The following is a 14,506-nucleotide window of genomic DNA, read 5'->3' as shown; positions in this document are numbered from 1 at the left end:
GCCGCCAGGATACACTCACTCGAGGTACAGGGCGGTGGGTGGGGCGAGGGAGTGGATCCAGTCCCTGCGTTAACCAACACTGTGTCGGTATCGGTTCGGAATGTTGGTTAAGCCTAACCGCTACGGCGTTCGGAGCTCTCGAACTGGCTTCACGACGAAGGTGTCTGGCTCGCTGGTTGCTTTCTCACCTGACCGCTCCGCCGACGTCGAAGGCGACTGCGTGAGCTGAGTGATGAGCTCGTCACGAACAGTTCGTCGGGAAATGGTGGTCTCGTGCCAGCCCAGTCGGTCGTCGAAGTGCCGCTTCTGGAACTGCTCGCCGACGTCGTCGGCGGCGACGTACTGCGTCCGCGTCGACCGCCCGACCTGGTGGGCGACGAAGACGGCGCCCACGGTCTCGTGCGTGAGTTCGACGAGGGCACACTCCACGAGGGCGACGACCGACGCGTGATTCCGGTCGGTCGGAACCGCCATCTCGAGGTCCGCCCACGGCGCCTCATCGTCGGGGGTAGTTCCTGCCTGATGCGCTGCTCGTGACTTGCTGCGTCGTTCCGAAGCCATCGACTATCGGGGGCACGTGATGCGCCCCACCACCCCCTCGCGGGGGCAACAGACCCCACCAAAACGTACCCGTTCACCCTATGCGCTACATCTGATACTTTTGTAGTTCCGCTACCCCTGTGATGGCCCCTCGGCCTGAGAGAGCCGGCGGCCTTCGCACACTGCATATCGCCTCTTTCTTTGGACCAAAACCGCGATATGCAAGGCGACATAACGCCCTCAAATCGCAGGAGAACCTCGTCGGGCCGATTTGAGGATGTAGAAAGTACCTCGACGAGTTCCGAGATGATACTTTAACCTCAAAAATTGCTCGACGGCGGGGTAACGAAGGCGATTTTGGACGTATCTGGATACCCGGAAACCCCTGCTTCACCTGTTGTATATCTCTCGAGGTTCTTCGGCTCGGTACCTCGAATCGTGGAATACTCCCTATTCCCTCGATTCCGGCCGTGTTAGCCGCTGAAAATTGCTCGACGGGGGTTCAGAAGAACCTAATTCTAGTCCGCAGTATAATTCTCGATATTCTGAGGAGAGTGGGTCTGCTGAAATCCTCCCAACTCATACAACCGGTTTGCTGAATATAGGGGATAAATGCAGAATGCTGCCGATGTTTGTTTCGCACCTTCGATAGAGAATTGACCGTTAATTAGGTGTGCGTACCGGTCATGGAATCCGGGTCGAGTTTGTTGTTACGTAGCGGAGTAGCAGGTATTGAGTATCACTTCTCTTTCGATGAGTACGAACCCGACGAAGATGATGAGGAAGCCAACCAGACTCACGGTCGCCAATCGGTTGTCGAACAGGACCAATCCGATCGGTGCTGCGACGATTGGTTGCAGATAGAAATTGAGACTCGTCCGAGCAGGCCCGATTCTGTCGATGAGTTCGAAATGGACGGCGTACAAGACGGCTGTCGCGAGGAGGCTCTCAACGACAACGCCAGTAATGGCGGTGGACGTCCACGTAATCGCGGTCAGCGAATAGCCGAAGACGACGGCGATACCGTGGTTTACGACCGCAGCAAGGAGCACACCCCACGCGGTGAGCGCGAGTCGGGGAAGCGCTGGCTGCACCCGTTGGGTCAGCACGGTGCCGAGTGCGAATATCGCAACGCTCCCGATCATCAGTCCGAATCCGATGAGACGGTCTGCATGAATGGCTGCTGCCGACGGCTGGGCGACGATACCGACTCCAAGGAATCCAAGAAGGATGCCGAATGCGTCGACGATGTCGAGCGAGGCTGTCGGCAACAGGAGGACGGCGAATCCCGTCGTCAGGACTGGCATGAAACTGTAGGCGATCGCACCGACGGCGCTGGTGACGTACTGCTGGCCGGCGAACAAGACGGCGTTCATGACACCGAGCGTGAACACGCCGACGACCCCCACGCCGAGCACATCGCGGCGCGTGCGGGGGAGCCAGTACGTCGAACGCCAGCCGGCGACGGCGAGTAACGCCACGCCGGCGATATCGAGGCGGAGTGCCGCGAACAGTAATGGCGGCACGTCCGGCATGCCCAGCTTCGCGCCGACGAAGACGAGCGCACCACAGACGCTGTATATGCCGAACAGGAGGAGGTTCTGATACTCGGTCCTCACTGGTTTTACTTTCCGCTCACCGATTCATATATCCTATGGTGTCCACCGTCGACTCTGTGACGGCAGTTCGATAACGAACACGCTGGCCTACTCATCGAGTCTGCACACCTACCGAACCACCGTTCCACCTCGGTCACGTGAAACGAACGGCGACCGCCTGCTGAATATATCCTCTGTACCTAGCGATTCAACGCGACGGTCGATCCGCTCTCTCTTATCAGCAGAGTCGCCAAACCAATCACTTTCTAAGGATTCCACAGATTCGGGGTTGTCTATGATTCAGAATTGCTCAGCGGGCCCAGCTGATTCCTCCTCGACCTGCTCGTACATCTCATCCGGGAAGGGGAGACTACCCCAGATCGAGTAAGGACACTGGTCTTGGCCGATGCAGTAGCGCTGCAGATCGTCGTTATCGCAGTTCATCGGCAACGGCGTGTCGCCGTCGATTGTGTTCGAGAACTCGTAGCGGACCTGGTATTCGGTCTCCTGCTCGTCGTACCATGGCCACCGGGAGAAAACATCCTTGAGGTCCGCGACTATCTCGTCGAGGCTGCTGTCTTGGTACTGCGGGAGCCACATCACCATCCGCGCGAAGTTGTAGAGATCCTTCCGAACCGGCTTCTTCTCGTGCAGTCGCTCCTCCATATTCGCCATACAGGGAAGTTCGAAGAGGTCCTCGATCTCTCGCACCTCGATCTGTTCGGCGCCGGTTCCGGCTCGCCCGATTCGGTACGTATTGACGCGCCCGTCGCGGTCGATCGTGACGGCCGAGTGGGACTCGTGGTCGGCCAGTGTCTTCGCGAGACTGCTTGGACTCGAAATCCAATCCGTCACGGAGAATTCCCAGTCATCTTCAGCGTCGTACGCCGCGACCGCTCGGTAGAGCTCTTTCGCCGTGTGGAACTCGCCCGTTTGCGCGACGTCGTCGGGGGCGTCACTCAGGGCCCGTCGGAGGACGCGGATCGTCCGTTCCCCACGGTCCCAGTTCCGCCAGATACGCTCGTGATGGCCGATCTCGAGGAAGCGGTCGATTCGCTCCGTAATCGCCGACTCGTTCGTGGTCAACCACGACAGCTGGTCGTCGGAAAGGCCGTCCTCCTGAACTCGCAGGAGCTTCTTGAATGCCCGCTCAGCATAGTCGCGATACTTGCTGTCGAAATCACCCACCGGGACGTACAGCTTGTTGTCTTTCACTCGCGTCAGTATCTCCCCACCATCGTCACTCCCCGTCGACGACTCGCCCTCGCGAACGAGGCATTTGCGTGACGCCGCCGCCATCGGGATTTCGAGGTAGAGGCCATCCCCGAACTCCGGCATCTCCGTGATGCCCGTACAGACCCGACCCGGATGCGGGCCATCCTCACCGGGCTCCTTGCTGTACAGCACGTCGGCGATGTCCTGCTGGAGTGACCCATCGCCGTGGGCGTGGATGAGGGAAGCGAGATTGTTGACGTACAGCTCCCGGATGTCGTAGAGCACCTGGATGTTCCGTGGTGACGCGTGCTCGAACTTCGGGTGTGCTTTCACACAGATCGCACTCAGCGTCGCGAGCACAGCCAGCGTCCCCGGTTCGTCGACAAACGGCTCCTCGGCGGCGTCGACACGGACCTGCTCTTTGAACGCCGCCGTCCCGAACCGCTCGACGTCGTTCACGAGGTCCTCTGGTTGGTCCTCGCCGTCGACGACGTATCGATTGTACCCACGCGTAAACAGTTGGTTGATGCGGGTCTCACCGTACTCCAGCGGGAGTGCCGCAACTCGATACGCCATATCCTCGTCGTCGGTGGGGGTACTCGGACTCATAGTTACGATTAGGCGGAAAACAACCTGTTCAAGCGTGAGCTAGAGTGCATCCGTTTGGCCATACTACTCTCATTACTGGCGGCGGACTGGTTTCCCCACCGTATCATATTAACCAATTTAAGCATGGCTTGTATTGTGAGTCATATGGAGGTCCGTCGGACCGTCCCGGTCAAACTCGACGTGACCGACGAACAGGCGGACCTGCTTCACGAGACGATTGACGAGTTCCTGTGGGCGGCCAATTACGTCGTGGACGCTGCGTGGGACGGCGAGTGGGCTGAAACCCGTTCGTCCGTCCTGCAAGAGCTGACCTACGACGAAGTCCGCGAGCAGACCCGACTCCACAGCAATCACGTCCAATCGGCTCGCAACCGTGCTGTTGACGCGCTCAAGAGCGTCGTCGCAAAGTGGAAGAAAGGCGAATACGCCTCGCTCCCGTCGTTCTCCTCGCCATTCTGCGATTATAACCAGCGCAACGCCACGTTCCACGACGACCACGCCACGTTGTCTACCGTCAATGGACGCGTCACTGTCGAGTACGTCTTGCCCGACAAGACCCGTGATACGCCCCACTCGGAGTATCTTCGGTCTGACGGGTGGGAGACGACAGGCGCGACACTCCACTACCGCCGTGGAGAGTTTTACCTTCACGTCCGAACAAAGGCGGACGTGGAAGACCCCGTCCCAGTCGAGAACGGAACGGTTCTCGGCGTGGATCTCGGGATCAAGAACATCGTCGTCACCTCGACCGGCGTGTTCTGGTCTGCCGACGAACTCAACCACTGGCGACAGGAGTACGTCGAGCGCCGGACATCGCTCCAAGAGTGTGGGTCGCGGTGGGCCCACGAGAACGTCCAAGCGGTCGGGCGCAAGGAGACGGGACACTTCGAGCAGTATCTTCACCGTGTCGCGAACGATCTCGTCGCTGAAGCCAGCGAGAGCGGTTGCACGGTCATTGCCTTTGAGGACCTGACGGATATCCGTGATCGGATGCCCGACGCCCGTAAGTTCCACGAGTGGGCATTCCGCCGCCTGTACGAGTACGTCTCGTACAAGGCCGAGGAACGTGGCATCCGCGTCGAACAGGTGAACCCAAAGAACACGTCGAAGCGGTGCTCGTCGTGTGGCTTCACCCATGCGGAAAACCGCCCGTCGCAGGACACGTTCTGCTGTCAGTCCTGTGGGTACGAGAACCACGCGGACTATAACGCAGCGAAAAACATCGGCTATCGACTCCTTCGCAACCAAACCGGGGGCGAGGGAGGCGCACCCGTAGGTGTGCGCTTGAACAGCGGGATGCTGAACGCGAACGGGGTCAAACCCGTACCGGATTCGGTTAGAGCGGGAGTCCATGCTGAAAGTTCACAGCCCCAATAGTGAGCTAACTTACTCGTCGATCACTTCGGGCGTCGCTGACCGAACGTCGAACGCCGGACTCTCGATAGGTTGGACGATGCTACAGACGTCGGCGTGCAGCGAGTAGGGCAGGCGAGCGACACGCCGGCGGTCGGCCGTCACGACGGGGTCGATGGGGATGTCGTACGTCTCGAGAAGGAGGTCGTTCAACACCTCGCGACTCTGCTCGTCGTATCGGTGCGCCGGGTCGGTATCCAGCAGGTAGACGTGGACACCCTGCCCGCTGTAGACGACCATCGTCTCCTCGGCGTCGAAATCGTCCTCGAAGATGTCGCGCACTTCGAACCCGTACTCGATGGCGCGGTCGACGTCTTCGAAGGCGTACGGATACCCCTCGGGAGCGGCGTCGAAGATACCCGTAGCGTCGAGAAGCGCATCGTCGTCCCGGTCGTCGACGTCCGCCGACACCATCTCGTCCGCTCGGTCTCGGGCGATCTCTTTGGCGTCGATGTCGACGAGGAGGATCCAGGGTCGTTCCCAGTGATCCAGCGCGTAGTAGACGGCGTCGGGCCGTAGATCCGGTTGCTCCAGTACCACCGGATCAGCAAGCGCGAATTGGCTTCGGCCGAGCGGGTCGTTGCGAGCGGGGTGCCGAATGAACTCGACGACGTCCTCGAAGTCGTCGAATTCTGGCGTCGTTCGGTCCCCCGAAGCATCTGTTTGCCACGTATCCCGCCGGATGAAGTCCTTGGCCGGCACCTCGTCTTTGCGAACCGGGTGGGACTCGCGGAAGGCGACGGCGTACTGTTTCGGGCCGGTCGCCGTGATGAATTCCGGCAGGTCGTCCAGATAGCGGGGGAACTCCTCGGCGTAGTAGGCGTAGATCTCCTCGCGGGTCGCCTGTCGCCAGGTCATGGGTTGAGTTCTTGATCGAGATTTTTGAAGCCCCGAACGGTGGTCAGGCCCGCAGCATCGAAGTCGTCGACAGCGTCTCTGATGGTCGCGAACGACCGTGCCGCCCGCCCGCTGACCCGCTCGTCGATCCGATCCGCGTCGGCAAGGCTTTCCAGGACGTCGAGCGCCGTCTCTCGGTTGTTGAAGGCCCAGATCGCGTCGGCGTCCACCGCGCTGAGTTTGTCGTAATCCTCGACTGGGGCGTGCCGGTTGTTACTCGCGAGCTCTGCTTCGCCGGCCCAGACGAGATCGCCGTCCGCGTCGAAGCCGGCCACGTCCAGTACGGTGCCGTCGTCGGTTTCGTAGTACGGGTCCACGCGGACAACGTCGTCCTGCAGGTGGAGCCAGAGCTCGAGGAGCCGGACGCCAACCTTGTGTGGCGTTTTCTCGCCGAGATCGCCCGCTCCTGGTCCCGCCTTCAATTCTCTCCCGAGGAGGTCTCGACCGTCCGGGAGGACGGTGTAGTACTTGCGCCCCGCCGCGGAGTCCGCTTCCAGGAGGTCCTGCTCCGTCAGCCGCTCCACATGGAGGTCGTCGTATTCGTCCCGAAGCTGGCTCATCCTGTCCAGTAGCGTGCACTCGTCGTCCTCTCGATTCATCACGTCGAGGACCCGATTCAGGAACCGAACGTCGTCTCGACTGAGCCCGCGTTGTTGGAGTTCGTCATCGGGGACGGGCACGCTACTTTCCTGAACGGGTGTTGCCCCGTTCTCCGGCTCCGCTGTTTGGTCACCAGCTGATTCCTCGTCCGTCTCGGCGGCCTGCCCGAACAGGGGGCTCATCTCCGACTCGTCTGCATCTGGGTCGCTGTCCGCCTCGGGCTGGGTGGTCGACGTCGACGCATCTTCGGTCGTCGATTTGCTGATGAACGCGGATTGCGTCGGGTCCGTTCCTGTGTCGCCGTCGGCAGCCGAGCCCGTTGTCTCGGTCCCCGTACTACCCCAGCCAGTCTCTTCCGGAGCAGTGCCCGACTCAGTCGGCTCTGTCAGCCCGTACTGGGCCTGTGTCCGCTCAACCATCCGTGGCCGGGACACGGACTCGAAATGATCTTCCTGGGGCTCTGTGAGCGGCTGGTCGCTTTCTGGATGCCCCGGCGCAATCGGGAGCGGCTTCAGCGAAAACGGCGGCGGACCAGTCTCCCCGAAGGATGGGCTCGGGAGCTGCGCAATCCACTCGCCGCTCGGAAGCGTGTTGATCCGGTTGCGGAGTTCGGTCGGGCTGAGGTCCTCGTGGGCAAGCGACTCCGCGAGATCGCGTTCGATCGAGATGTTGCCAATGAGCTTCGTCTTGATGTTGTTCAGCACCTCGTCGTAGGCCCGCTCGTTCCGATTTCGTACCTGTTCAGGGAACTGCATCACGAGCCCCATACTCAGCCCGAACGATCGGCCCTGCGGCAGTAGCTGCTCGGAGACGAGCTTCGTCGACGCAACCGGCGCCGCCTCTTCGATGATGAGGTTCGTGAGCTTCTCATAGTCGGTCTGGCCATCGCGCCGGCGCACCTGCACGGCGTCCCAAAGGTTGCTCAACAGCAGGAGCGTGATCGCACGCTGAGCCTCCGGCCGCAGGTCGCCGAGGTCGAAGATGATGGTGGCGTCTTCATCGAGGAACTCGCGGAAGTCGAAGCGGTTGTCGACGTACTCGCCGGCGTCGTTCTGTTCGGGGACGTGGCTGAAGATCCGCCGGAGATGCGCGTCCTCTTTGAGCTTGTCGAGGCGGTTCCCGACGGCGTCCATCGACACCTGGAACTGGTGGTTGTCCTTCGCGAAGTGGCGCGTCAGCGACTCCTCGATATTCTGGTTGTCCGCCGAGACCGGGGGAATCGTCTGGTCGCGCTGCATCCGGAGCGCGGCGGCGAAGAGGTCGTCCAGTCCGAACACGTCGCTCCCGTACTCCTTGTCGAATAGCGCCTTGATCAGGTAGCTGAGGATCTCGTTCGCGACGAACGCCTGGCCGTACTGCTCGCGGCCCATAATCATCCGGAGGATGTCGTGGCAGTGGTCGACCTTGTCCTGAATCGCGTCCTCTCGGTTGCGACCGGCTTCGAGCGCGGGCCGGATGTCGAAGAAGGAGAACGCGGGAATGGTCTCCGGGACGCGGAAGTGGTAGACGTCGTCGAGGCCACCGAACCGCTCGTAGTGGCAGCGCAGGTAGTTCTCACACATCCCGTCACCCTTCGGGTCGACGAGGACGACGGGGCCACCCGTCGTCTCGCGGAGCGAGAGCGCGTCGTTGATGATGGCCTTCGACTTCCCGCCACCAGTCGACGCGAACCGCCCGTAATGCGTCGGCAACAGGTCCGGCGGGATCCGGATCGGATCCGGCCGTGGCTCACCGTTCTCGTCGAGCGCGTAGCCGATGGCCATCCCGTCTTGGAACTGCTGGATCAGATCTGGATTCGGCCATGGAAGCGGATTCCGGCTCTGCTGTTCAGCCCTGGTCCCCCGCGTCCCTTCAACTGTCAACTGTTCGGAGGAGGGGACGAGCACGAAGTTCGCGAGCTCCGTCCCACAGAGGACCAGCTCGGGACGGGTCTTCCCACGCTCCGTCGTCAGATCGCGGTTGAGAAGGCGCTGGAGAGCAGCTCGTGCCTTCTTCTCCTTCGTTTTCTCGCGGAAGCCACTGTCCCGGAGGCGTTGTCCTTCAACCTCGTAGAACGGCCCATCAAGCGGGTCGAACACGGGGAGGAGCGAGTCCATCCGGCCATCGAGGTCGTCGCGGGTGTCGTCGGTGGGGACGCCGACGGCCCGGATATTGACCGTGAACGACCGTTTGGCGTTCTTCGCGTCGATGTACTCGATCCGCTTCTCGACGGCCTCGCTGAGCTGCCGGTCGTCCTGGTCGCTCCGCTGCTCCTCGACCTCGAGCAACGAACCGACGACTTCCTGGAAGAACGTATCCCGGCCGTCGACGAGGTCCTCTTTCCGCACCTCCGCGTCGGACTGCCAGCTGGCACGCCGTTGGAAGACGACTTGGAACGCTGTCGGCGCTGTCGCCTCCATCAGATGGTCGATTAGCGACGCCAGCGCCGCGCCGGGCTCGTCGACGGAGGGGAGATCGCCGTTCGTTTCCTCTGCCGTGAACGGCGTCAGTGAGGTCATCCAGTCCTGCTTCCGCGACGCGGCGCCACACCACCGAACCCCGAGCGGCGAGACAGCGTCTTGTGCCGGGCGAGCCAGAATCGTTCCCGCCGGTGTCATCGTCGGCTTCTCGATGGCCCGTCGCTCTTCCTCGTCGTCTGGAAGTGCATCGGGCGGCGCTAGTTCGAGGGCTGAGTCCCCGACAGTAACGTGATGATCGGGGACGCTCGTGGATGCTGTACCGCCGTCGACAACGGGGTCCGCTTCGGCTGGCTCGGAGTCCCCTGATTCCTCGTCGACAATGTCGTACTGTTCTGCCGGGCCAAACTCGTACTGCAGCCGCCCGGCCTCGTAGTGGTCGACGAATTCCTGCGGTGTGAACTCGACTGGCTGAATGAGCCGAGAGGCGACGTCGACGTCGACGCGTTCGATGTCGAACGTGGCTGGATAGATGGAGCGGAGGCGCTTCTCAAGCGTATCGAGGTTTGCATCGGCCCCGTAGAAAAACTCCACCGGGTCGTCCGGGCCATCACTGATTGCGAGGAACTCGAATCGGGGTGGTGTCTCACTGTGGAGTGGGTTCAGCTTCGCCCCGAGGCCCGACGAGCCGGGCGTGGTCAGTTTGTGGAGGCTGTCGAGGACCCGGGAGATACTCTCCGGATCGAGTCGCTCGGACGTCGGTGTGACACGCAGGTAGTCAGCCATCGTTGGTCTCCTCCGTAGACCCGCCGTCTGGCTCAGCTTCGACGGCGTCTGATTCCTCGTTCGCTTCGCTCGTTTCGTTCGTTCCGTTCGTTGCTCGATGCTCGAGCGCTTCCTGGAACTCCTGCATCTCGGTATCGACGGCGTCGTCGCCGGCGCCGGGCAGCGAGGACCGAACTTGTGAGGTCGGGTCGAAGTCGATGACCTGCTTCTCCTTGGGCATCGCTTTGACCTTGATGCCGCGCCACTCGCCGTCGACGCCGACGAGTGCCTCGGAGAAGCCGGCGTCCTCGTTGCCGGGGACGGCGTCCTGGACGAACCGCATCTGCGCGTAGTTCAGGCCGAACTCGTCAGCCCACTCTTCATCCATCCCGTCGAGGCGGTGGAACTGCTTAACGGCACACTGGTCAAGGATGGCCTCGGACTCGGCGTGCTCGAAGAACTCGTCGACGGTCTGGGTGACCAGCCGGATCGAGAGGTCGTGGTGACGGTGGTGGCGGAACACCGTTTCGAGGAACGCCAAGCTCGCGGCGTCCTGCATAATGTAGCGCGCCTCGTCGATGTAGAACACGACCTCCTTCTCTGAGACTTTCGCACGCTCGTAGACCAGCGAGATGAGCAGCTGCATCGTCAGCGCCGTGCTGCTGTCGACACTCCCTTCCTGCTGGGCGAGATCGAGGTAAATGACCTTCTCGTCGCGGATGTCGAAGTCCGATTCTTGGCCGAGATTGGCGTGGCGACCGTCGTCCTCGAAGGGGCGTAGCTGGTCGAGTAGCCACGTCGCGTCCTCCTTGATCTTCCCCGCCTCCTCGTCGGATCGGACGACGAACTCCTCGGGCTCGTCGACCATGTCCTCGAAGACGTCCATCATGTCCCGGATGGTCGGACTCGGGTTGTCGTGCGTGGAGATGTCGTCGGTGATGCCGTTGCGCTTATACGCGCGCTTGAGGCCGAGTTCCAGCGTCGTCCGGCGGTCACCCAGCGAGATCCCGCGGAGCGCGAAGAAGTTGGTGAGGAAGCTCATCGCGTCGTCGAGCTTCTCGTTGAACGGGCTGGCGTCCTCGCCCATTGCCCGCTGGACGTGCTCGGGCGTCTCCCGAATCTCCAGGGGGTTCAGTCCGAGCGTCCCGCCAACCGTGATGCGTTTGGCATCGAGCGCTTCCGCGACGCCGGCCCAATTGTTCAACGGTTCGAGGATGATGCCGATACGGTCCTTGCTTTGCTCGATGGAGCGGATGAAGTTCTGCTTGGAGCTGAACGACTTCCCGGAGCCCGTGTCGCCGACGGTGAACATCGCGTAGCCGTTGTCCCGGGCGAACGGGTCGATGACCACGGGGCTCTGGTTGTCCTTGTGAATCCCGAACTCGACGCCGCCCTCCTCGAGGATCGTCGCGTTGTGCGGCGAGGACAGCAACGCCCCGACGGCGCCGCCGAGCGCGATGGACTCGCGGCCGAACTCGTTGTCACCGATGGGCGCGGCGGACTGGAGCGCGAGGTCCTGCCGGCAGATCGCGGTCTTCGGCGTGAGGTTGGCTGGGTCGTCACGGAGCGCACTCTTGACCTCCTGGACGGCGTCGCGGAGGTCCTCCTTCTCGTCGGCTCTGACCGTGATGAACATCCCCTGGTCGAAGACGTTCGCGCCGTTCTCGACGGCCTTGTACGTCGCTGCGGCCTCGTTGGCGCGTTCCTGTAGGTAGGCACTCCGGATACTCTGTTCGAGGTCAGCATCCACCTGGAGGTCGTCAGCGATATCCTGCAGTTCGTTCCGCGCCCGCTCCTGGTTCTTCGGCGTGATGTGGGCCGTCAAATCGAACTGCACGTCCGTCATCTCGAAGAGCTCGGAGAGGTAGCCGTCGTTGGGGTAGTCCGGGTAGTCAGCGATGTACAGCGTCGTCGTCCACTGCTCGCCGACCCGTGCGGCTCGCGTTTCCCACTCGGCGGCAGCCGGCGCGGTCACCGTCTTGTGTGATTCGGCGATGTCGTCGAGGAGCTGGCGTTCGGCCTCGCCCTGTTCGAGTGTCTCCTCGTCGAGTACGTCGGAGAACTCGACTTCTTCCGTGTCGTCTTCGGTGTACCAGTCCCAGAGGAGTTTCCCACCGATACCGAGCAGGCCAACGATGAGGAGATAGAGCGCTGCGCCCTCCGTAGAGGTCGGACTGGAGAGCCACCTGACGAGCTGACTGCCCACGCCGCCTCCCGCTTGAAGGATCGCGCTACGCATCGAACGCATCCTCCCGGCGCGACTGGCCGATGATCGGCTGTTCGCGAACGACACGCTCTGCCTCGTCGTAGTCGTGTTCGCGACCGTTCCAGAAGTCCATATTCAGGACGAACAGTTCGACCGTGCTGAGCCGCCGTGCGGACCATCCGGACGCCTGCTGGATGAACTCGGATCGCACGTCGTTCACCCGACTGTCGAGCTTCTCGAACATCTGTGCGCGACGTTCGACGTCGGTGAGGTCCTCGCGACGGGTGACGAACGGGTTGAACAGGAAGCCGATGACGGGAAACTGCGTCAGCTTCTCGGCGGGCGTGCCCTCGTCGCGGAAGCGGTCGTAGACCTCCAACGGGCTGACCTGGACGCCGATGTAGTATCGCACCTGCTGGATGCCGCGCTCCCGCATCTCCTTCGGCCGGGTCTCCCGGTACTCCTCGAGGAGTTCCTTGAAGATCGGATTCTCCGTGACGTCCTCGTCGTTGAGGCGGTCCTCGATGTTCTCCGTGATCTGCTCCACCGGGAATGAGCGGGTTGTGGCGTGGAGTTTGAGCTTCGAATCCAGCTCTTTGTTGGCGAAGTCCTCGCCGGCGTCTTGGAGCTGTGCCCAGTCGTCGGACATCGCGAAGTCCATGTTGTCCGGGTCGATCTCGATGAACGCCTCCATCGTCCCGTCGGCCCGCTGAATGGCTCTTGCGCCCGGCCACGCTCGCTCGATGTTCGTGAGGTCCTGCGTACGTTCGTCCGGCTTGAAGGGCGTGTAGTTCGCCAGACCGCCCTCATTCCGCTCTGTCTCGTTGGTACTCCCATCAGCGTCTTCGGGAGCACTGAAGGTAATCTGCGGCCGTTTGACGTACCGATAGACGTCCTTGGTCCACGTCCACGCGTTCAGGTGATCGGGAGAGACGTAGACGATGGCAACGCCAAAGCCGAAGCCGCCGGCGACGAACGGAAGTGCGAGCGATTCGATCCCCGTGAGGCCGGCGATGAATAGGCCGACGATCGGAAAGGCGATCAGGACGCCGACGTCACCCTCCTCAATGTTGAGGTAGGGGATGCGACTCTCCTCGCCGAACTGGTCCATGATGCGCCGTGCGGCTGCGTCTTGATCTATCGACATTGTTAGTGGATACCTCTATCAAAGTCCATTCCGCGTTCCTCACCCGCTGTATCCGACGTAGTACCACCAGGGTCGTTCTCGGTCCGTCGGTATGAGGGCGTACTATCTCCACCCTCACCATGACCGCCTTGGGCCGCAGCTTTCTGTGCAACGGCATGGCCGGCTGCGGCTTTCGGCCCCCACCGAGCAGCGGTTGTCGCGACGCCGGCACCCCCAACATACGCACCGGCAGCTACGCCGCCGATGAGGGCTGCGCCCTTGGTGGCGCCGCCGATAACTTTCGCCGTCAGCGGGGTTGCGTATTTGAACGTCTTCCAAGTGATATAGAGCGCGATAAGCGGCAGTGACGCGGCAACCAGGTACTTCAGAAACGCACTATTTGGCGTGAGGGCCCCTTCCGAATACAGCAAATCGTATCCTTTGAACACGACTGCTGCTGGGAGGGGTAGAACCGCCAAAGGAACAAACCGCTTGGAGAATCCCATCGCGATGTCCGAAAGGACTGGGACATTACCATAGGCGAGAGCAAACGCTATCGGCATCCCGTAGACATACACGTAAAGCAATACCTCTCGAATATAGTAGAGGGCCTCAAGTGCCCACATCGAGAGGCCACCAACAATTGCGAACACGAATGCAAGCCCGGGATTGGTCAGAGATTCTTTGAGAAAATTCAGCATCGCATCACCCAGGGTTTCGAGACTCGGCATCAATGCGATGGTGAACCCGTCGACGATGTAGAGACCAAGAACACTGACCCAGTACCAGCTGATGATAAGAAACGCGCCAACCCACGCAGTCTTCTTTGTCCGTCTCGCTTCGTATACACTTCCGATATTGAATATCCGAACTGTGTGTCGCCCTTGAATACACATCACCAGAAGGAGTAATGAGATGAGCATAATCTCACCTCCGACCAACGCATCCCGAATTGCAGGCCAGGGTCCGTTTGTTGGCGCACCAAAGACAAATGCACCGTCGGTTTCGGGCGTTGGAGTCCCGAACATCTCCTCAGTGAGGGTTTCATAACCAGTGTTCAATCCCTCCATGAAGAGGGAGATCACCCAATCGACGACGTCTTTGAACCCCTCTAGGACGACATCAATCAGGTCCACCATAG

9 protein-coding genes are annotated in these 14,506 nt (G+C 61.3%); 1 reads left to right on the top strand and 8 read right to left on the bottom strand.

What is annotated here, in order from left to right; translation table 11 throughout:
• Positions 1–120 precede the first annotated feature (120 nt).
• The 3 genes from B4589_RS17195 to B4589_RS17185 all read right to left on the bottom strand — a co-directional run bounded on the left by B4589_RS17195 (position 121) and on the right by B4589_RS17185 (position 3,962).
• Positions 121–561, bottom strand: coding sequence for a hypothetical protein (locus tag B4589_RS17195; RefSeq protein WP_079235328.1), 441 nt, complete (start codon positions 559–561; stop codon positions 121–123).
• A 689-nt stretch (positions 562–1,250) separates the two neighbouring features.
• On the bottom strand, positions 1,251–2,159 hold the full coding sequence (locus B4589_RS17190; protein WP_251344715.1) for a DMT family transporter: 909 nt from the start codon (positions 2,157–2,159) through the stop codon (positions 1,251–1,253).
• Between the two features lie 279 nt (positions 2,160–2,438).
• On the bottom strand, positions 2,439–3,962 hold the full coding sequence (locus B4589_RS17185) for a primase-associated protein (RefSeq protein ID WP_079235329.1): 1,524 nt from the start codon (positions 3,960–3,962) through the stop codon (positions 2,439–2,441).
• Between the two features lie 144 nt (positions 3,963–4,106).
• On the opposite strand from B4589_RS17185, the gene B4589_RS17180 reads away from it, so the two are divergent.
• Positions 4,107–5,339, top strand: coding sequence for an RNA-guided endonuclease TnpB family protein (locus tag B4589_RS17180; protein ID WP_079235330.1), 1,233 nt, complete (start codon positions 4,107–4,109; stop codon positions 5,337–5,339).
• 9 nt (positions 5,340–5,348) lie between these two features.
• On the opposite strand, the gene B4589_RS17175 is transcribed toward B4589_RS17180, so the two are convergent.
• Genes B4589_RS17175 through B4589_RS17155 form a run of 5 tightly spaced genes read right to left on the bottom strand, consistent with a single transcriptional unit; the run spans position 5,349 to position 14,504 of the window.
• Entirely contained in the window at positions 5,349–6,233 is an 885-nt protein-coding gene (locus B4589_RS17175; RefSeq protein WP_079235331.1) for a DNA primase, read from the bottom strand.
• A complete protein-coding gene (locus B4589_RS17170) occupies positions 6,230–10,054 on the bottom strand; it encodes a hypothetical protein (RefSeq protein WP_079235332.1) in 3,825 nt (1,274 codons plus the stop codon). Before B4589_RS17170 ends, B4589_RS17175 begins: the two co-directional genes overlap by 4 nt.
• Complete coding sequence (locus B4589_RS17165) at positions 10,047–12,272, bottom strand: VirB4 family type IV secretion system protein (RefSeq protein ID WP_079235333.1); 2,226 nt, start codon at positions 12,270–12,272, stop codon at positions 10,047–10,049. The genes B4589_RS17170 and B4589_RS17165 overlap by 8 nt, the downstream gene beginning before the upstream one ends.
• Positions 12,265–13,386: a hypothetical protein gene (locus B4589_RS17160; protein WP_074878665.1), complete on the bottom strand. Its 1,122-nt coding sequence runs from the start codon at positions 13,384–13,386 to the stop codon at positions 12,265–12,267. The genes B4589_RS17165 and B4589_RS17160 overlap by 8 nt, the downstream gene beginning before the upstream one ends.
• A gap of 2 nt (positions 13,387–13,388) precedes the next feature.
• Positions 13,389–14,504 (bottom strand): hypothetical protein, encoded by a 1,116-nt coding sequence (locus tag B4589_RS17155; RefSeq protein ID WP_074878667.1) that lies wholly within the window; start codon positions 14,502–14,504, stop codon positions 13,389–13,391.
• Positions 14,505–14,506: the final 2 nt, after the last annotated feature.

Source organism: Halolamina sp. CBA1230 (assembly GCF_002025255.2).
Lineage (GTDB): Archaea > Halobacteriota > Halobacteria > Halobacteriales > Haloferacaceae > Halolamina.
This window is presented reverse-complemented; position numbering and strand designations above follow the sequence as displayed.

Excerpts from the sequence above, each read along its gene's own strand:
- B4589_RS17195 (WP_079235328.1), bottom strand. The coding sequence starts at position 561 with ATGGCTTCGGAACGACGCAGCAAGTCACGAGCAGCGCATCAGGCAGGA.
- B4589_RS17185 (WP_079235329.1), bottom strand. The coding sequence starts at position 3,962 with ATGAGTCCGAGTACCCCCACCGACGACGAGGATATGGCGTATCGAGTT.
- B4589_RS17180 (WP_079235330.1), top strand. The coding sequence starts at position 4,107 with ATGGAGGTCCGTCGGACCGTCCCGGTCAAACTCGACGTGACCGACGAA.
- B4589_RS17175 (WP_079235331.1), bottom strand. The coding sequence starts at position 6,233 with ATGACCTGGCGACAGGCGACCCGCGAGGAGATCTACGCCTACTACGCC.
- B4589_RS17170 (WP_079235332.1), bottom strand. The coding sequence starts at position 10,054 with ATGGCTGACTACCTGCGTGTCACACCGACGTCCGAGCGACTCGATCCG.
- B4589_RS17165 (WP_079235333.1), bottom strand. The coding sequence starts at position 12,272 with ATGCGTAGCGCGATCCTTCAAGCGGGAGGCGGCGTGGGCAGTCAGCTC.
- B4589_RS17160 (WP_074878665.1), bottom strand. The coding sequence starts at position 13,386 with ATGTCGATAGATCAAGACGCAGCCGCACGGCGCATCATGGACCAGTTC.
- B4589_RS17155 (WP_074878667.1), bottom strand. The coding sequence starts at position 14,504 with ATGGTGGACCTGATTGATGTCGTCCTAGAGGGGTTCAAAGACGTCGTC.